The organism is Acinetobacter higginsii (genome assembly GCF_000369845.1).
GTDB classification, from domain to species: domain Bacteria; phylum Pseudomonadota; class Gammaproteobacteria; order Pseudomonadales; family Moraxellaceae; genus Acinetobacter; species Acinetobacter higginsii.
In genome coordinates, this window is record NZ_KB850223.1 from 436,187 (window position 1) to 455,859 (window position 19,673).

Genomic DNA, 19,673 nt, shown 5'->3' on the forward strand with positions numbered 1-19,673 from the left:
AGAATTAAACAAATATGAGTTGTACTTTTCAATTTGCCAAAGCGCCTGAACATTTGTTGCTGGCTTTGCATCAGGTGATTCCCAATACTGATTTATTGGCACAACAATTACCTGAAACACCGATTTCACTCTGGTTAATTCCTCCGGTATTTCCGACCGACCGTTTAGATGATGAAGTGATTCGACGGATTTGGAATGAAACGCCGTACTGGATTTTTTGTTGGGCCTCTGGTCTGGCAATGGCACAATGGCTGTTGGCAGAGCCACATCATGTTAAAGATAAGGTGGTACTGGACTTTGGTGCAGGTTCAGGTGTGGTTGCGATTGCGGCAAAAATGGCTGGTGCTAAACGTGTGATTTGTTGTGATATTGATCCCGTGAGTCTGGCATCATGTCGTGAAAATGCGTTGCTGAATGATGTTGAGCTTGAGTATCTGGACGATTTGTATCAGTCAGAGCAAGTCGATGTGCTACTGGCAGCAGATGTGCTATACGACCAATCCAATCGTTTCTTTTTGGATGAGTTCTTAAAGTTCGCACCTGAAGTCTGGGTTGCCGATAGTCGAGTCAAAAACTTTAGTCATCCTCAATATCTAAAAATTGACGAACGTAGTGCAAGTACTTGGCCAGATTTGGATGAAGCCAAAGAGTTTAGAAACGTCAGTTTTTATCGTACCAAATAAATATTCCTTGTTAAAAAAGAACAATAGTGTTGAGGTTATCAAATCTCAACACAATCGCCTCACCACGCATGCTAAAACATTGAAATGAAATAAACAGATGGCCTTTGGGCTGTTATATAGCAGAATGTTTAAAAAAGGAACGTGTATGAGTATTCAGCAGATTGATGATGGGAAACATGGTGCATTTAAGCTGTTCGAAGGTGAGGTGCTTGCGGGTGAGATGGCATACACTTGGGCAGGAGATAGCATGCTCATTATTGACCATACCGATGTAAGTGATCAATTTCGTGGGCAGGGTGTAGGACATAAGTTGTTAAAGGAGTTGATCGCCTTTGTACGTGAACGTCAGGTGAAAGTCATTCCTTTATGCCCATTTGCAAAATCGGTGTTTGATAAAGATCTTTCGATTCATGACGTATTGAAAGGATAGGTTGAGTTGGATGTATTCTCAATGATGGAATACATCCATTTTTATTGATCAAGTCATAAAATTAAGAACAGGTATAGCGAACCACTTTGAGTGTGCTTGGACGTGTTTCAAGTGCCTGACGGGTTGCATAGCCTTCGCTATTATTCAAATCTGGCGAATTAGATAAGCCAAATGTTGCGCGGCTATTACCAATTTTTACGCCATATTGCTCTTGTTGGGTTGGATTGACGATTTCATTGACACTCAATACTGCAAGTTTATAGGTTTTATCTGCACCTAAAATTTGCTTGCAGGCATGTTGTAATTTTTTCTCATCTAGATCGCTATTGCTACGTGCCGCGAGGGTATAGGCAACAGTCGCGGAAGTGGCAGTTTTATTTTCAATTTGATAACCCGTTGTGCCATTGTATTGATGTGGACTACTTTGACAGGCTGCAAGAACAAGAGCACCGCTCATAATTAACAATAAATTGGTTTTTTTCATATCAATGATCCTGTTATTTCTGGTTTTAGTATCGCATAAAATAAGTTTTTTATTGTGAGGAATCTTTAAAACACAGGCTATTCATCGTTTTTTAGCTTCAAATATAAAGAAAGAATTTTCGTTTTCGAACAATTTTGCATATAATCTGCCAAGTTTTTTATTTAATACAGAAGTCATTGCTTTTTTGTAGTATTTGAGCCCGTTTTTTAACGGGCATTTAATTTATTGCACTATACATAAGCAAGTCTGGATAGGTATGTCATGATCTCTACAGATAGTCAAAAGAAATACGTGGTTGCATTTGACCAAGGTACAACCAGTTCACGTGCGATCGTATTGGATCACGATGCGAATGTCATCAGTATTGCTCAGCGTGAATTTACGCAAATTTACCCACAACCAGGTTGGGTTGAGCATGATCCAATGGAAATCTGGGCAACGCAAAGTGCGGTATGGGTTGAAGCTTTAGCGCAAGCAAGTATTTCTAGCGAGCAAATTGCAGCGATTGGGATCACCAATCAGCGTGAAACCACTGTCATTTGGGATAAGCAGACCGGCAAACCTATTTACAATGCAATTGTATGGCAAAGCCGTCAAAGCAATGAAATTTGTAATCAACTGCGTCAAGATGGTTGGCAGGATTACGTTCATAAAGTGACTGGTTTGGTCCTTGATCCGTATTTCTCTGCGACTAAAATTAAGTGGATTCTTGATCGTGTTGAAGGCAGTCGTGAACGTGCAGAACGTGGCGAGCTTTTATTTGGTACCATCGATACATGGTTGCTTTGGAAATTGACCAATGGCCAAGTGCATGTGACTGACTATACCAATGCATCTCGCACCATGTTATTCAACATCGAAACGCTTGAATGGGACGATAAACTGCTTGAAGCGTTAAATATTCCTAAAGCGATGTTGCCCGAAGTTCGTGGTTCTTCTGAAGTCTACGGTTATACACATACCATTAGTGGGCAAGAGATTGGAATTCCAATTGCAGGTATTGCTGGTGATCAGCAGGCTGCGCTATTTGGACAAATGTGTGTTGAAGCGGGTCAGGCAAAAAATACTTATGGTACAGGTTGCTTCTTGCTCATGAATACGGGCAAACGCATTGTACAATCTAATCATGGTTTATTAACGACAATTGCATGTGGACCGCGTGGTGAAGTGAACTATGCACTGGAAGGTGCGGTGTTCAATGGTGGTTCATGTGTGCAATGGTTGCGTGACGAACTTAAGGCGATCAATGATTCGCATGATTCCGAATACTATGCAACCAAGGTAAAAGACAGTAACGGTGTCTATGTGGTGCCTGCATTTACAGGTTTAGGTGCGCCATATTGGGATCCAACAGCACGAGGTGCAATCTTGGGTATCACTCGCGGTGTAAGCATCGAACATATTATTCGTGCCACATTGGAATCGATTGCCTACCAAACCCGTGATGTATTGGATGCCATGCAGCAAGATTCAGGTGAGAAATTGCGTACCTTGCGTGTCGATGGTGGTGTAACTGCCAATAATTTCTTGATGCAATTCCAAGCCGATATCATGGGGACTTCAGTAGAACGTCCTGCGATGAAAGAAACAACGGGTATGGGTGCAGCATTCTTGGCTGGTTTGGCTGTCGGTTTCTGGTCGGATTTAAACGAATTGAAGAGTAGAATGACCATCGAAAATACCTTTGTGCCAGAGTGCAGTCAGGATGTGACTGAGAAACTCTATAAAGGTTGGTTAAAAGCTGTCGGACGCACTCGTGATTGGGCGGAAGATTAAGCTAAAATAGACCGTTTAGTATGACTTAAAACAACATAGGATGGATGAGCATGAGCTTGATACTACGCCAACAAAAAACCCTCGAACTAGTGAGAGAGCGTGGCTATATCAGTATTGAAGAACTTGCTCAACATTTTGATGTCACCCCGCAAACCATCCGTCGTGATATTAATCAACTGGCGGATGAGGGCTTGTTGAGACGTTATCACGGTGGTGCAGCGCATGATTCAAGTGTGGAAAACACTGAATATACGATGCGTGTTGGTCATATGTTGGAACAAAAAAGAACGATTGCAGCCGCTGTGGCTGCTGCTGTTCCTGATTATGCCTCTTTATTTATTAATATTGGGACCACAACTGAAGCAATCGCGCATGCGTTATTGAACCATACGGGTTTGCGGATTATTACCAATAACCTCAATGTTGCCAAAATTCTGAGTACCAAAGAAGACTTTGAGGTGTTGATTGCCAGTGGGCGTGTGCGTCCAGATGGTGGCGTGATTGGTCAGGCGACTGCGGATTTCTTTAAGCAGTTTAAGGCAGACTATGCACTGGTAGGCATCAGTGGTATCGAAGAAGATGGTACCCTGCTGGATTTTGATTTCCAAGAAGTGTGTGTCTCTCAGGAAATTGTATCTAGTGCCCGACAAGTGTTTCTTGCTGCGGATAGTAGTAAGTTTGGTCGTAATGCCATGATCCGTTTAGGTTCACTTAAGCAAGTGGATTGTATTTTTACCGATCAACAGCCGAATGATGAGTTTATGAAAACCATTCGAGATTTAGATGTTGGCTTGATCGTTGCCCAGTAAATCTTCATTTTCGAAAAATTATTACTTTTCTTGAGTTGAGATTATTTGACTCAAGAATATTTAAATAAGAATAATGCTGTAACCATGAGCAGTCTTTGTATTGCCCGAATATCCTCTTTTTCACCTGTATATTTTCAATTTTGACCATTTATCTAAAAATGCCTATAAATTGGCATTTTTTTGACGTTTTTTTATTGTTTGTTTTCATTTTACATGTTTAAATGTTCGTTATTGAACAATAATGAAAATTTGCGGTGACTTATGCAAACTTCTCCTCAGTCAAATGACAAAATTTATGACCTTGCTGTCATTGGTGGTGGTATCAACGGTGTTGGTATTGCGGCAGATGCTTCAGGTCGTGGCTTATCAGTATTCCTCTGTGAAAAAGATGATTTGGCCAGCCATACCTCTTCAGCAAGTAGTAAGTTGATCCATGGTGGTTTACGTTACCTTGAACACAAAGAGTTTCGCTTAGTTCGTGAAGCGCTGGCTGAACGTGAAGTATTGTTGGCAAAAGCACCACACATTATCCGTCCAATGCGTTTTATCATGCCGCATCGTCCACACTTACGCCCAGCGTGGTTGATTCGTACAGGTTTATTCTTTTACGATCACTTGGGTAAACGTGAAAAGTTATTGGGTTCGAATAACGTTTATTTTAAAGAAGACAGCCCTTTAAATGCTGCAATTACTCGTGGTTTTGAATATTCAGACTGTGCAGTTGATGATTCTCGTTTGGTGGTGTTGAATGCCATGCATGCCCGAGAAAAAGGTGCGGACATTGTCACACGTACACGTTGTTTATCAGCACAACGTGAAGGGCAATACTGGATTGTTGATTTGGAAAATGAAAAAGGTCAATTCCAGATTAAGGCAAAGGCTTTAGTGAATGCGGCTGGCCCTTGGGTGGCACAATTTATTAAGCAAGATTTGCAGCTTAAATCGCCGTATGGTATTCGTTTGATTCAAGGCAGTCATATCATTGTGCCGAAGCTGTATGAAGGCGATAAAGCCTTTATCATGCAGAATGATGACCGTCGTATTGTGTTCGCAATCCCGTACTTAGACCAATACACCATGATTGGAACCACGGATCGTGAATATCAAGGTGATCCTGCACAAGTAAAAATCACCCAAGAAGAAATTGATTACTTGATTGAAGTCAGTAATGCACATTTCAAAAATCAGTTAACCCAAGCCGATATTATTTCGACTTTTGCTGGTGTACGTCCATTGTGTGACGATGAATCGGACAATCCATCTGCAATTACCCGTGATTATACTTTGGCTTTATCGCAAGAAGCAGAAGATCAGGCACCTGTACTTTCGGTCTTTGGTGGTAAGTTAACCACGTATCGTAAGTTAGCAGAATCTGCAATGCAGCAGCTCAAAGCATTTTTCCCAGAAATGAAAGGCAGTTGGACAGCAACTGAGGCTTTGCCGGGTGGTGAAAATATGGCATCAGCTGAACAGTTGGCGAAAGAGATTCGTGCACAAATCACTGATGCATCTGAGTCTTTGGCAAAACGTTGGGCATCTGCTTATGGTTCACGTATTTGGAATATCTTGGGTGAAGCAACTTCGATTGAGCAGTTAGGTCAACATTTTGGTCAAGGTTTGTATGCGAAAGAAGTGGATTATTTATGCCGCTTTGAGTGGGTAACGACCAGCCAAGATATTCTGTGGAGACGTTCAAAGCTTGGTCTCAATTTTGCACCAAGTGAAATCGAAAACTTAGATGTATATTTAGCAAATAAACCAAATAGCACGGTTGCTGCTTAAAAGTTCTCAATAAAAAAGCCCCTTTGAATAAGGGGCTTTTTTATTGGTCTTCATTAGTATTTGAAGCGGAATGCAATGGTGTAATTTGCAGGTGCTCCGTAGAAGGCTTGTCCATCGGTAAAGCTGTTTAAATATTTTTTATCCGTTACGTTATTGGCATTGGCCTGAATACTGAGATTTGGACTAATGTCATAACTTGCCATCAAATTGAGCAGCGCATAATCACTTTGTTTAAGGTAAGTGCTATAGCTTGGGTCAAAACGTGTGATTTTACTTTGCCATTTTAGACCTGCACCAACTTTCAGTTTTGGTAGCTGAGCGGGGGAATAAGTCGTCAATAGATTAAAGCTTTGTGTTGGATTATAGGTTCTTGCAGCACCGCCATTTTTTAGGTCTTGCAGGCTAAACTGGGTATAGCCGAGAGAAACATTGACCTGATCTGTTAATTGGCCTGCCAAACCCACTTCTACACCTTGTGAGCGTAAATCACTGATAGCTGAAGTACGGTTAAGTGGATGGCTATCTGTTGGGCGTAGCGGGTAATTACTTTCTTCGGTTCTAAACACAGCCAGTGTTCCAGTCAGTTTGTTATCTAGCCATGAGCTTTTAAACCCAACTTCATAGCTTTTACCCTCAACTGGATCCGCAACTTTTCCTGTTTTCTCATCGACTGCAGTTTGTGGGCGGAAAATTGAGGTATAGCTCATATAACCGGTATATTCAGGTGTGAAGTTATAGGTGATACCTGCATAAGGGGAAACTTTACTTTCATCGTAAACCATTGGTGCATTGTAACTTGTACCTTCACTTTTGGCTTTGACGTAGTTTGCGCCTAAAGTGAGTTTTAGGTCTTCATTTAAATGAAGGCGTGTCGCAGCATAAATGGATTGATTGCGCTGTGTATAGTCGGCTGTTTCAGAAAAATCAGACCAAGTAATATTGTTTGGGGTCCAACTTGACCAATCTGTTGTATAAGGGACATTATCCACATAGTTGATGTTACTGTCGTGCAAAGTGCCATTTTTTGCATGGTCATTTTGGTGGCTATTTGAGAAGGTATAGCCGATGATTGCTTCATGCTCACGATTAAACAGGTCAAATTTGCCTTGTAGATTTAAATCGGCTGTATGTAGTTTATTATTTTCTAAAAAGCCGCTTGGTGTTAGGGAAATACCTGAGCCATCAGCATTTGGATAGCCATAGTAGTAGAGCAGTTGGCTTTTACGATCCTTCTCATTGTAGTTGTAGCTTAGGTTGGCAGACCAAGTTTCTGATAATTTTTGTTTTAACTCAAAAAACGCATTACGTGAAGTATTGTCCCAATAGGTCCAATCTGGATTAGGATTATACGAACGATCATAGCTGATTTGTTTACCTGTAGAATCCATCAGTGGTAAAGCCCCCCAGTTATTGGCATTGGGCTTATTTTTTTCTTGGCTGGCACCAATAGTTAGTAATGTATTGTCTCCAAGATCAGCTTCTAAAACTCCTGCAATGCCATTTTTCTCAGAACTATAGCGGTCTAAGTTTGAATCGCCTGTTTGTTGAAAACCAGAAACACGGCCGCGAACAGTACCGTTTGGTAATAGGCTACCCGAGGCATCTGCCTCATAACGTTGTGTATCCCATGAGCCATAACTTAAGCCAGCATTGGCTTGAAACTCTTTGGTGGGGCGTTTACGGATATAGTTAATGGTTGCGCTTGGATCACCAAAAGCATTGGTCAGTGCATCTGCACCTTTAATGACTTCAATGCGATCATAAAAGTAGCTGTCTGGATTGGTATCGTTATAATTCCATTCACTTGACGGAAAACCAATTCCATCAACCAGAATGTTTGAAATTTCAAAACCACGTGCCATATACACAGAACGCTCAGTTTCCAGCGAATTTACGGTCACACCAGGTGTGTTATTTAACACATCTCTAGAGCTGGTAAGACCAAAGTCTTCGATTTGTTGTCGTGTTACCACATTGATTGTCTGAGGGATTTCTTTGGCTTCAATATTGAGTTTAGTGGCGCTTGAACTATTTTTAATGGTATATGCTTTGGTTTGTTCACTGGCATTGCTATCTTGCGAGGCTTGAACTTTGATAGTTGGGAGTTGTTGTGATCCTTCCTCAAGTGCATGGCTATATGAGCTGATACTGACTAATGTGGAGATTGCTAAAAAAAGGGGAGTGCGTTTGAACAGCAAGGAAGAACTCATGTCTACAACCATGTAAATGAGAAATATTATTATTACAATTATTGTTAATATTCGTTAACTTTGCAATTTATTTCGTCCAAAGCTTAATGGGAATACCTAGCGTGGGGTGGAGGATTGATAGGAATTTTCGAAAATCGGGCATTAAAAAAGGCCGCTGTAGCGACCTGTGATTGGTTACGTCCAGTCAAATGTAAATAGGACACGTCGAGTTTCGGGTTGGTAAAACATCAAGATATTGTCGGCACCATGATTGCAATACTCCCAACCAGATGCGGAGGCAATAAAATAATAACGTCGTTGCTGTTGGTCAAAGATGTGTACAAAACAATGGTCATCTTGTTCCATATTTTCCAATTTAAGTTGTTCTTCAATCGGGTAGCACCAGTTGCCATATTCAGCATCACCACCCAGTTGATTGAGTAAAATGGTGGGCTTGTCATTTTGATAATTGACATCAGATGTGCTAATCACTCTTTTTTGTTCTAAGAAGCGTTGTTTAACCTGTTTAAAGTCTTCATGCATTTCTTGACTGTGAGTCAAAACCTCAGTGTATGAAGGATGGCTTTTATTTTCTAAAATAAAATAGTGTTGATCAGCCAGCCAATGATATTGAGACTGCTCATCCAACTGTAAAATAAACCAATTTTCATGCGCAAATTCGTTATAAAACTCAGCAGTTTCTGAGCCGATGTAGCATTCATAAGGCTCAATTGGATTGACTAAATGAATCCAACCTTGCCATTTAGGATTGATCTGGGTAAGGTCAATCGAAATGAGGGGGAGTAAATGCTTTGCGAGAAAAGAGTCTTTGGCTGCAAAAACAGTGTCTGAGTCTGGGAGTAATTTTAAAAAATCTTGTGCAATTGTAATGTCTTGTTGCATAACTTTTCCTGTTTAAATCGATAAAATATGGATCTCTTTATATTTTTTAACTGACTTTTGCTGGCACATTAAAGTTTTGATTTGTTCATCTTTGATGGATGGAAATTACTTTTGAGGCTGTTAGTTTATTATAGTTTTGCAATGTAAGATGCCAAAAAAGGCCGCCGTAGCGACCTTTTTATGTCAATTATGATTAAGCAGATTTAACAGCTGCTAATAATTCATTTTGACGATCTTTAAGTGCTTGAGGTAAGCGAGCACCAAGTTTAGTGAATAACTCAGTGTGGCTTTCAAGTTCTTTGATCCATTGATCTTTGTCTTGAGCTGTAACAGTGTTGAATTGCTCTTTAGAGAAATCAATACCATTCCAGTTTAACTGTTCGTAAGTTGGAACATAACCGATTGGTGTTTCAGTCGCTTCAGCACGGCCTTCACAACGATCAATGATCCATTCAAGAACACGCATGTTTTGACCGAAACCAGGCCATACGAAGTTGCCTTCAGCATCACGACGGAACCAGTTTACGTTGAAGATTTTTGGTAGTTTATTACCAGCAGCTTCAGCTTTTGCACCAACTTCTTGACCAAGTTGTAACCAGTGACCGAAGTAATCAGCCATGTTATAACCCGCAAATGGAAGCATTGCGAATGGGTCACGACGAACGATACCTTGTTGACCAACCGCTGCCGCAGTTGTTTCAGAGCCCATCGTTGCTGCTTTATAAACGCCATCAACCCAGTCAAATGCTTCAGAAACTAAAGGCACTGTGTCTGCACGACGACCACCGAAGATGAATGCAGAGATTGGTACGCCTGCTGGATTTTCCCAGTCAGCGTCAATCGAAGGGCATTGACCCGCAGAAACAGTAAAACGTGAGTTTGGATGTGCTGCTTTTTCGCCTTCAACGTATGGTTGACCTTTCCAAGTGATAAGATCAGCTGGAACTTCTTTAGTTAGACCTTCCCACCATACTTCGCCATCTTTAGTTACGGCAACGTTAGTGTAAATCACATCTTTATGCATCGTTGCAATGCAGTTCGGGTTAGTTTTGGTATTTGTACCAGGTGCAACACCGAAGAAACCAGCTTCTGGATTGATTGCATATAAGCGACCATCTTCACCTGGTTTGATCCAAGCAATATCGTCACCTACAGTTTCAATCTTCCAGCCTTCGTAACCTGCTGGTGGAATTAACATCGCAAAGTTTGTTTTACCACATGCAGAAGGGAATGCTGCTGCGATGTAGTGTTTTTCACCTTGTGGGTTAGTCACACCTAAAATCAGCATGTGTTCAGCTAACCAGCCTTGCTCACGACCCATTGCAGAAGCAATACGTAATGCTAGGCATTTTTTACCAAGCAATGCATTACCGCCGTAGCCAGAACCGTAAGACCAGATTTCACGAGTTTCTGGATAGTGAACGATATATTTTTCGTTGTTACATGGCCAAGCAACATCTTTTTGACCATCTTTTAATGGTGCAGCAACAGTGTGTACGCATGGGATAAACTCACCATCTGTACCTAACACGTCATAAACTGCTTTACCCATACGTGCCATTTTAGTCATGCTGACTGCAACGTAAGGTGAATCTGTTAACTCGATACCAATGTGAGCAATGTGGCTTCCTAAAGGACCCATCGAGAAGGGAACCACATACATGGTACGGCCTTCCATTGCACCGTCAAATAATCCATTTAATTTTTCGCGCATTTCTGCAGGAGCAACCCAGTTGTTTGTTGCGCCAGCATCTTCTTCATTTTGCGAGCAGATATAAGTACGGTCTTCAACACGAGCAACGTCAGAAGGATCAGAATTTGCAAGATAAGAACCAGGATGTTTTTCTTGGTTAAGTTTTTGCATGGTGCCGTTAGCGATCATCAAGTCCATGAGACGTTGATATTCTTCTTCGCTACCGTCACACCATTCGATTTTTGCTGGTTTGGTCAATTTTGCAATTTCTTCCACCCATGCAATCAGCTTAGGGTGACGAACGAATTCTGGTGCGTTCACTTGGGTCATGGTGATGCCTTTTTAAAGTGTGTACGACGTACAAATTCTATCCACTGGATGGCAGTGAGACAGATGAAGTAAAAAAAGTGGCTGTATTAAAGCATAAAATCATAAAAAATATAAGACTAAAGAATAGGTAGGTGTGTAAGGTGGGAAATGTTGGTTTGTGATTATAATATTGTTTTTTAATAATTTTATTATTCTATGTTTTATTATTTTGTTTTTTTATATGTAATATTTTTTTTATAAATTTCTTTTTTAATCAGTATTTTAATTTATTTTTAATTTTTTGAGAATTGTTATTGATTATATGAATAATGTTCATTCAAAATTTACATAAACTTGCTTTTATTTGTTGATTTTGTAAACAAAAATAGGCTTATCAAAAGCCCCAAGGTTGATGCGAATGAGTCGAAATTTACAGCCTTTATCTATTATTTATAATCAAAAATCAGGTTTCCATGCTGCGCAGCAAGATGATGAATATGAGCGTCTTATGACATATTGGACACAATATGGGTTTGAAATTCAGGTTTTTGAATTAAATCAGCAGGTTAATTTTGATGACATGATGAGAACTGTTTTGGCTAGGCATCAACAGACTGAATTACGTGGCGTTGTGGTTGCGGCTGGGGGAGATGGAACTTTAAATGCGGTTGCAAAACAGTTAATCCATACAGATATTCCGATGGGGATCATACCGCTGGGTACGTTTAATTATGTTGCACGGGCGTTGAATATCCCGATTGATGTTGCGCAAGCGGCAGAAGTGATTGCGACTGGGGCGATACAAGAAGTCCATGTTGCTGCAATTAATGATCAGATTTATCTCAACAATGCGAGTTTAGGGTTGTATCCTTTATTTATAAAAAAGCGTGAATTATACAATCAGCGACTTGGACGTTTTCCGCTAAATGCCTATACATCGGGTTTGGATGTATTACTGCGTGAACATAAATCCTTAAAACTTGCGGTGACCATTGATGAACAGCGCTATCCCGTTGCAACTCCTTTAGTTTTTTTTGGTAATAATCAACTGCAACTGAGTGATATGAAATTAAGAATTGCAGAATGTGCTGCTAATGGAAAGTTAGCAGGGGTTGTTGTTGCCAAAAGTGATCGTTTCAGCTTAATGAAAATGTTATGGAAATTGGTTCAGGGTAAAATTGATCAAGCTTCTGATGTGTATTCATTTTGTGCCGAACATATACTAGTCAATTGTAAAAAGCCAAAATTAACGGTGGCAATAGATGGAGAACTTATGGTGATGGACACCCCATTAAAATTTTCAGTGAAAAAATCCGCGTTAAAAGTGATGGTTCCGAATGTTATTACACCTGTCTGATCTACATTTTGGAACGGAACGTGACGGTTGCATTCAAGCAATTAAGCAATTTTGCCAACAACATCGTCCTGAAGCCATTGTAGTCAGTGGCGATCTCACACAGCGTGCGCGTTTTAAGCAGTTTTATGCATGTCGCCAATTTCTAGATTCTCTCAACCTTCCTTATATTGTTGTTCCAGGTAATCATGATATCCCGCTGTATCATGTTTGGAATCGCTTCTTTTCTCCCTTTGTTCGTTATCAGGCTTTTTTTGGCCGCTTAGAAACAACCTTAGAAACAGAGCATTTTTATATTGTCGGGATGAACAGTATTCGGCGGCGATATCATACGCGGGGACATATTTCACTGGATCAAATTCATGAAACCTATGAAAAGTTACATCATGCGCCAGCGAATAAAATAAAACTGGTGGTTTTCCATCAGCCTTTTTATACCTTCCCAAATGAGCATGGTGATAAAGATTGTCCTGTGCTTGGAAAAATTGCTTTAGAACGCTGGGGAGAGACAGGGTTATTTGGTTTATTGCACGGACATCTGCATAAAGTTGCTGTGCATGATTTAAATCAAATTTTTCAATTGGGATTTGATCATCCAATCTTTGATATTCATGCCGGAACAGCGACTTCAAATCGATTACGCTTTGGATTAACCAATAGTTTTAATGTAATTTCGGATGATGGCAAGATTGAACATTATTGGTTTGATGAGAGCTTGGGTAACTTTCACACATTGAAATAAACCAGTTATAAAGATTCTTGTGTGCTTAAGTAGATGATGGTTATAGGTTATATAAATTTAGCCTTACTTGTTTTGTTCGGCGGTAATTGAAATGTGTTTAACGACTAAAATTTTGATTAATATTTTATCCATCAATGAGTTAGTTTGGATTTTAAAATAAAAAACACATTTTATAATTGAGCTTATTCTTTCTTAAAAAATATAAATTACTTTGAAAACTGCTGAGTTTTTCTTTCTAAATTTTAGTTTGTAATATGTTGTAACTGCCTAAGTTTTGCTAAGATTTGCTTTTTAATAATATATGCAAATCGCAAATAAAATATTGAACATTTTTGCGATTTCAGTAGGCAGTTAGGGGTCAAAATGAAACGTGTATTTTTACTGAATAAAAATAATCATAAAACAGCCGCCACATCTGAGATCGGAATAGCAGGACAAACAAAACCAATCCTTTTAAATCAAGCTTTGCTTGCAAAATCTGGGGTTAAAGTTGATCAAATCGCTTCAATTACACGTATTGGTAATGATGCAATTGTGCATCTAGTTGATGGTACAAAAGTTATTCTAGAAGGGTTCTTTGTACAGGATATTTTGCAGCTTCCGTTACAGGATGGAGAAAGTTTATGGGCTGCAATTGTCGACACTAAAGTTGAAGAGCAACCGATTTACGATTATTTGGTCTTGGATGGCGTGTCACCAGATGTTTTAGCCTCTGATAGCTCGGTTGTTCGTTCCATATCTGAGATCCCGAATGCGATTGCAACTGATCGTTCAGTTGAGACTAGCCATGCAATTGCAACGACAGCTTCTAGCACAGTAGGGAGCATCCCGACTTGGGCATGGATTACTGGAAGTGTGGCAGGTGTCGGTGCAATCGCTGCTGCCAGTGGTGGCGGTAATGGCAGTAAAAAAAATGATCCAGCCCCTGATACCACAGCGCCTGTATCACCTCAAGGTAGTTTTACTGCACAACAGGATGGAAAAACCATAATAGGTCAAGCTGAAATTGGCAGTATGGTTATTGTGAAAGATGTAACTGGTAAAGTGTTGGCGGAAACGATAGTGGGAGCTGATGGTAAATTTAGTCTGACTTTGGTTCATGCTTTGACCAATGGTGAACAGCTTGATATGACTGCTAAAGATCAAGCTGGCAATGAAAGTACGGCTACTCGGATCACGGCACCTGATACAACCGCACCTGTTTCACCTCAAGGTAGTTTCACTGAGCAACAGGATGGAAAAACCATAACTGGCCAAGCTGAAATTGGCAGTATGGTTATTGTGAAAGATGTAACTGGTAAAGCGTTAGCGGAAACGATAGTGGGAGCTGATGGTAAATTTAGTCTGACTTTAGTTCATGCTTTGACCAATGGCGAACAGCTTTATGTAACTGCTAAAGATCAAGTTGGCAATGAAAGTACAGCTACTCTGATCACAGCCCCTGATACAACCGCACCTGTTGCAGGGCATCTGGCTTTTACACATTTTGTTGATAGTGGTTATTCGGATACGGACTATATTACACAAAATAATACGTTTGATCTGCGCTTAATAGGACAAGAGCAAGGAACAGTAGTTAAATACCAAGTGTCTAAAAATGGTAGTGAGTGGACTGAGACCGTTGTCACACAAAAAGATTTGTCAGATGGGGTTTATCAATTTAAAGCCATTGTGAAGGATCAGGCAGGGAATAGCAGTGAAGTGTTGTCTCAGCGTGTGACTGTTGATAAAACGCCACCGCAGGCAGGTATTTTATCCTTTACCGATTTTACCGATACAGGTGTTTCAGCGACGGATTACATCACCAATGATCAGACCTTTAATTTGAGCCTTAAAGGGCAGGAACAAGGAACAGTAGTTAGCTATCAAGTGTCTAAAAATGGCGGTGAGTGGACTGAGACCGTTGTCGCACAAAAAGATTTGTCAGATGGAGTTTATCAATTTAAAGCCATTGTGACGGATCCGGCGGGGAATAGCAGTGAAGTGTTGTCTCCGCTTGTGACTGTTGATAAAACGCCACCGCAGACTGGTGTTTTATCATTTATAGATTTTACCGATACAGGTGTTTCAGCGACGGATTACATCACCAACGATCAGACCTTTAATTTGAATCTTAACGGACAGGAACAGGGAACAGTAGTTACCTACCAAATGTCTAAAAATGGCGGTGAGTGGACTGAGACCGTTGTCGCACAAAAAGATTTGTCAGATGGAGTTTATCAATTTAAAGCCATTGTGACGGATCAAGCGGGGAATAGCAGTGAAGTATTGTCTCCTATCGTCACAATAGATACGATCGCACCAGCTGCAGGTACTTTAAAAATAGTTAATTTAAATGACACTGGGAGTTCACCTTTTGATCGAATTACCCAAGATAATAGCTTTGATTTACAGGCATTAAATCCAATTGTAATTAATAAAGAAGCCACGCTTAATAATCGCTATGAAGTTTCTAAAGATGGTGGGAAAACCTGGGCAGAAACGACTGTTAAACAAGTTAATTTAGCTGATGGTACTTATTTATTTAAGGTTGTTGGAACAGACATTGCGGGGAATATTGTAGAAACTGCAATTGAAAAAGTTGTCGTGGATACAGTAGCTCCAGAAGTTGCGACCAAGCTTAAGCTTGTAGAGGGAGGATCTGGTTCAATCTTAACAGGCACCGCAGAACCTGATGCCACAATCCAAGTGTATGATCAAAATAATAGTTTGGTTTATCCATGGGACACGACAGTTAATTCTGATGGCACATTTGCTATAGATTTTAGTCAATATTATTTAAAAGAGCAGACTTTAACGGTAACAGTAACTGACCGCGCGGGAAATGTGTGTGAAAAGGTAGCCATTGTTGCACCTTTAGATAACATTAAGCCTGAACCCATTCAATCGATTGAGTTCAATGAGGACGGTCGTCGTTTTACTGCAATAGCAGAAGCCAATAGCATAGTTAGAATCTATGATGTAAATCATAACGAAATTGGGCGTGGTTATGCCGATAGTGAAGGTAAAGTTTCAGGTCAATTAAATTATGTTTATTTAAAGGGGCAACAATTAAGTTTTATTGTTTTTGATCGGGCAGACAACCAGAGTGAAGCCGTTACTGCTTATGCACTAAATGATAATACACCACCAGAGGCAGCGACAAATCTTCTTCTGGCTGAAAGTCATAATGGATCGATTCTAACGGGTATGGCAGAAGCAAATGCCACGATCTTGATCTATGATGAAAATAGTCAGTTAGTTTATTCATGGAATAATACGGTTAATGCGGATGGAACATTTGCTGTCTATCTAAATCAATATTATTTAAAAGGCCAAATATTAACTGTAACTGTGATTGACCGTGCAGGAAATGTCAGTGAAAAAACCAGCATTGTTGCGCCTATAGATGATATTAATCCTAACCCCATTCAATCAGTTAAGTTTGATCAAGATGGACGTCGTTTTACAGCAATAGCAGAAGCCAATAGTACAATTAAAATTTATGATGCAAACCACAATGAAGTTGGACGCGGTTCTGCGGGGAGTGATGGTAAGGTTTCAGGTTGGTTTGATAATGTCTATTTAAAAGGACAACAATTAAGTTTTATTGTTTTTGATCGAGCTGGAAATCAAAGTGAAACTCTTTCACTTGAAGCCATAAACGACTCAACTCCACCAGATGCGGCTAAGAGTCTTAAATTAACGGAGGGCAGCGATAGCTCGATTTTAACGGGTATCGCTGAACCTAATAGCATCATTCAAGTTTATGATCAGAATAATAATCTAGTCAGTAGATGGAGCAGTACGGCATATAGTGATGGCACATTTACTGTTTATTTGAATCAATTTTATTTAAACGCGCAGACGTTAACGGTCACAGTCACTGATCGTGCAGGCAATGTGAGTGAAAAAGTAACGATTGTTGCGCCATTAGATGAAGTTGCACCTCTCGCTGCTGAAAATATCAGCATAAATGAAGCAGGATGGATTTCTGGTCTGGCTGAATCAAATGCAAGAGTTGATATTATTGATCAATATGGAAATTTGATCACAACGACTGTGGCCTACAATGGCTCTTTTTCTCACTCGATCAACTATAGTCAATATCAAACACAAACCTTAAGTTTTGTGGTGAGAGATCCTGCAGGAAATCGCAGTGATGTTGTACAAAAAGTTTTGCCTGTATTACTCAATACCCCGCAAGCTGTGACAGATTTATTGCTTGATACAGAAGGACATAATTTATCTGGTCAGGCAGTTGCTGGTTTGCAGATTATTGTCAGTAATGCAATAGGGGAGCGTGTTGATAGTAATTGGTGGAATTTAGTTGTTAATGAAGATGGTACGTTTAATATACAGCTTAATAACTACTATTTACAGGGACAGACATTATATGTCCGAGCCTTAGACCCAACGAACAGTCTATATGGTCCAATCACTGAAGTTATTGCACCTTTGGATAATATTGAGCCACTGCTCAGTGAGGTGGTTATTACTGAAAATGGTGATGGAATTAGTGGACAATCTGAACCAAAAGCTACAATCAAAGTCATTGATGCTGATGGTGATGTTCGTGCAGAGTTCAACACAGATGAAACGGGGCATTTCAATTTAAGTATTTATCCACCAGTTTTACGCGGTGAGCAGTTATTTATTACTGCAACGGATTTAGCAAAAAATGTCAGCACGCCAGTTCACATTATTTTTAATGCCGATAGTAATGCGCCCAGCCCAGCTGAAAATATCGTTATGTCTGACAATGGTTTCTTTATATCAGGAGATGCTGTACCCGATAGCTACTTAAAAGTTGTAAATGCTCAAGGTTTTCTTGTTGGTGATATCGTTGTCGATAAATGGGGACATTTTAATATTGAATTAAATCGTTCTCAAGCGACGGGTGAGGTACTACGGGTTGTTGTAGAACAAAATGGCTATCAAAGTAACTATACCGAAGTTATTACGCCAGTCGATACTGTCGCACCAGCTGCGGCAACGCAATTTGCAGTCAATCAATCTGGTTATCTCATCGGTCATGCAGAACCTAAGGCCTTAGTTGAAATAACTTATAATTTTGACGGTCAGCCGTCTTATACCAATACAGTTATTGTGAAAAAGGAGGGAATATTTGAAGTCTATATGAATAATAAAGCAACCTCATTGGCTGTGACTGTAATTGATAGTGCGGGAAACCAAAGTGCTACGGTAATAATTAAACCAACAGAGATTCCCCAGATTAAGGTAGATCAATTTAGAGGAGATCAGACTGATAATATTTATCAAGTAGATCATGGTTCTGATTTTATCCAAGAATATCGTATTGAGCATTATGAAAATTATAAAGAAGTGTGGGTAGATGATAGCCATTATGTATCTCAGTGGTTTGATGGATATTATGAAAAGCAATGGATAGAAGGCCATTATGAACCAGTTTTAATAGAAGGCCATTATGAGGAAATTTGGTTTGACAATGGGGAATGGCGCTACCGTGATTACTATAGTGATCAGGACGGTAAGCGTTACTATACTGATGATGGTTCATATGATGCTTATGTAAATCAGTATTTTGACTCCGAATTAGGATTATGGCAGGACGGTTATGCCCTTAATGGACCTGAGATTGAGCAAGAGTGGGTCAGTAATCTGTATTCTGAGCAGATTTGGTTTGGTGATTCTTACAAAGATCAGTGGGTTGAAGGTCATTATGAAAATGTTTGGATTGAAAGACATGAGGAGTATTCGTGGGTTGAAAGTGGTTATTGGGAAAATCAACTGATCGAATCTGGTTACCGAGATGTAGACTTTGGTGGGCATGATAAAGTTTTGAGTTCTGTAAGTTATAGTCTGATGGGGAATTATGACTGGGTAAATGACCCAGAAAGTATAGAAAGACATTTAGAAAGTGGGCGTTATATTGAAGATCTTGAGCTAGTTGGTAGTGCAAATATCAATGCCACAGGTAATGGATTGGATAATGTGATTACAGGGAACGCTGGGAACAATATTTTGGATGGTCGTGGTGGTCACGATACCTATATTGGAGGTGCTGGTTCGGATACTGTGATTTATAACATATTGAACTATAGTGATGGACTTGTTGATCGCTGGCAAGATTTTCATGTTGGTAACGTTTGGGCAGATTTACAAGCAGATAAGATCGATCTCAGTCAATTATTGACGGATTACACTGGGGATGGTTCGACTGCATCTCTGGAAAAATTCATTCATGTCAAGCAAGAGGGCGAGAATACCATCGTGAGTATAGATCGAGATGGTGAAGCCTCTGTTGAGAACGGTGTTCAATTAGTAGTGCTTAACAATGTCAACACAACATTGAGTGAATTATTGGGTAATCACCAAATTATTATTTAAACATCTTTTTATGAAAATCTAAGAGCTGTCAATGACAGCTCTTTTTCTTGGCTGTAGACAATTTGTTCAATCAAAATCAGTTTGAAGAAAAAATACTAAAAAAGTCGAGTTTTTTTTAATTCGCCCCTTGAAGCTATTTTTTTTAACCCCACAAAAGTGGCATATCAA

12 protein-coding genes are annotated in these 19,673 nt (G+C 39.9%); 8 read left to right on the forward strand and 4 right to left on the reverse strand.

The annotated features are described in order from the left end of the window. The first annotated feature begins 14 nt into the window (after positions 1 to 14). On the forward strand, positions 15 to 683 hold the full coding sequence (locus F885_RS00720; RefSeq protein ID WP_005202071.1) for a class I SAM-dependent methyltransferase: 669 nt from the start codon (positions 15 to 17) through the stop codon (positions 681 to 683). A 145-nt stretch (positions 684 to 828) separates the two neighbouring features. After that, a complete protein-coding gene (locus F885_RS00715; protein ID WP_005322836.1) occupies positions 829 to 1,113 on the forward strand; it encodes a GNAT family N-acetyltransferase in 285 nt (94 codons plus the stop codon). Positions 1,114 to 1,174: 61 nt separating this feature from the next. On the opposite strand, the gene F885_RS00710 is transcribed toward F885_RS00715, so the two are convergent. Continuing rightward, positions 1,175 to 1,597: a hypothetical protein gene (locus F885_RS00710; RefSeq protein WP_004801483.1), complete on the reverse strand. Its 423-nt coding sequence runs from the start codon at positions 1,595 to 1,597 to the stop codon at positions 1,175 to 1,177. 261 nt (positions 1,598 to 1,858) lie between these two features. On the opposite strand from F885_RS00710, the gene glpK reads away from it, so the two are divergent. The 3 genes from glpK to glpD all read left to right on the forward strand — a co-directional run bounded on the left by glpK (position 1,859) and on the right by glpD (position 5,964). Beyond that, positions 1,859 to 3,373, forward strand: a complete 1,515-nt coding sequence (gene glpK, locus F885_RS00705) for a glycerol kinase GlpK (RefSeq protein WP_005202079.1) — start codon at positions 1,859 to 1,861, stop codon at positions 3,371 to 3,373. Positions 3,374 to 3,423: 50 nt separating this feature from the next. Beyond that, on the forward strand, positions 3,424 to 4,182 hold the full coding sequence (locus tag F885_RS00700) for a DeoR family transcriptional regulator (RefSeq protein WP_004652022.1): 759 nt from the start codon (positions 3,424 to 3,426) through the stop codon (positions 4,180 to 4,182). Between the two features lie 261 nt (positions 4,183 to 4,443). Continuing rightward, positions 4,444 to 5,964 (forward strand): glycerol-3-phosphate dehydrogenase, encoded by a 1,521-nt coding sequence (gene glpD / locus F885_RS00695; protein WP_005322839.1) that lies wholly within the window; start codon positions 4,444 to 4,446, stop codon positions 5,962 to 5,964. Positions 5,965 to 6,017: 53 nt separating this feature from the next. Here glpD and F885_RS00690 read toward each other — a convergent pair whose 3' ends face one another. From F885_RS00690 to F885_RS00680, 3 genes are all read right to left on the reverse strand, one after another. Continuing rightward, positions 6,018 to 8,186 (reverse strand): TonB-dependent siderophore receptor, encoded by a 2,169-nt coding sequence (locus F885_RS00690; RefSeq protein ID WP_005322854.1) that lies wholly within the window; start codon positions 8,184 to 8,186, stop codon positions 6,018 to 6,020. Between the two features lie 162 nt (positions 8,187 to 8,348). Continuing rightward, a complete protein-coding gene (locus tag F885_RS00685) occupies positions 8,349 to 9,056 on the reverse strand; it encodes a hypothetical protein (RefSeq protein WP_005322870.1) in 708 nt (235 codons plus the stop codon). A 193-nt stretch (positions 9,057 to 9,249) separates the two neighbouring features. Further along, entirely contained in the window at positions 9,250 to 11,079 is a 1,830-nt protein-coding gene (locus tag F885_RS00680; RefSeq protein ID WP_004801473.1) for a phosphoenolpyruvate carboxykinase (GTP), read from the reverse strand. Positions 11,080 to 11,476: 397 nt separating this feature from the next. Between F885_RS00680 and F885_RS00675 the strand changes: the two genes are divergently transcribed. From F885_RS00675 to F885_RS00665, 3 genes are all read left to right on the forward strand, one after another. Further along, positions 11,477 to 12,415 (forward strand): diacylglycerol/lipid kinase family protein, encoded by a 939-nt coding sequence (locus tag F885_RS00675; protein ID WP_005322880.1) that lies wholly within the window; start codon positions 11,477 to 11,479, stop codon positions 12,413 to 12,415. After that, positions 12,396 to 13,154, forward strand: coding sequence for a metallophosphoesterase family protein (locus F885_RS00670; RefSeq protein WP_005322881.1), 759 nt, complete (start codon positions 12,396 to 12,398; stop codon positions 13,152 to 13,154). The genes F885_RS00675 and F885_RS00670 overlap by 20 nt, the downstream gene beginning before the upstream one ends. A 363-nt stretch (positions 13,155 to 13,517) precedes the next feature. Further along, positions 13,518 to 19,505, forward strand: a complete 5,988-nt coding sequence (locus F885_RS00665; RefSeq protein ID WP_005322883.1) for an Ig-like domain-containing protein — start codon at positions 13,518 to 13,520, stop codon at positions 19,503 to 19,505. Positions 19,506 to 19,673: the final 168 nt, after the last annotated feature.

What these genes read in the sequence shown, in the direction of transcription:
- F885_RS00700 (WP_004652022.1), top strand. Translation starts at nt 3,424, where the DNA reads ATGAGCTTGATACTACGCCAACAAAAAACCCTCGAACTAGTGAGAGAG.
- F885_RS00680 (WP_004801473.1), bottom strand. Translation starts at nt 11,079, where the DNA reads ATGACCCAAGTGAACGCACCAGAATTCGTTCGTCACCCTAAGCTGATT.
- glpK (WP_005202079.1), top strand. Translation starts at nt 1,859, where the DNA reads ATGATCTCTACAGATAGTCAAAAGAAATACGTGGTTGCATTTGACCAA.
- F885_RS00720 (WP_005202071.1), top strand. Translation starts at nt 15, where the DNA reads ATGAGTTGTACTTTTCAATTTGCCAAAGCGCCTGAACATTTGTTGCTG.
- F885_RS00665 (WP_005322883.1), top strand. Translation starts at nt 13,518, where the DNA reads ATGAAACGTGTATTTTTACTGAATAAAAATAATCATAAAACAGCCGCC.
- F885_RS00715 (WP_005322836.1), top strand. Translation starts at nt 829, where the DNA reads ATGAGTATTCAGCAGATTGATGATGGGAAACATGGTGCATTTAAGCTG.
- F885_RS00690 (WP_005322854.1), bottom strand. Translation starts at nt 8,186, where the DNA reads ATGGTTGTAGACATGAGTTCTTCCTTGCTGTTCAAACGCACTCCCCTT.
- F885_RS00670 (WP_005322881.1), top strand. Translation starts at nt 12,396, where the DNA reads ATGTTATTACACCTGTCTGATCTACATTTTGGAACGGAACGTGACGGT.
- F885_RS00685 (WP_005322870.1), bottom strand. Translation starts at nt 9,056, where the DNA reads ATGCAACAAGACATTACAATTGCACAAGATTTTTTAAAATTACTCCCA.
- F885_RS00675 (WP_005322880.1), top strand. Translation starts at nt 11,477, where the DNA reads ATGAGTCGAAATTTACAGCCTTTATCTATTATTTATAATCAAAAATCA.
- glpD (WP_005322839.1), top strand. Translation starts at nt 4,444, where the DNA reads ATGCAAACTTCTCCTCAGTCAAATGACAAAATTTATGACCTTGCTGTC.
- F885_RS00710 (WP_004801483.1), bottom strand. Translation starts at nt 1,597, where the DNA reads ATGAAAAAAACCAATTTATTGTTAATTATGAGCGGTGCTCTTGTTCTT.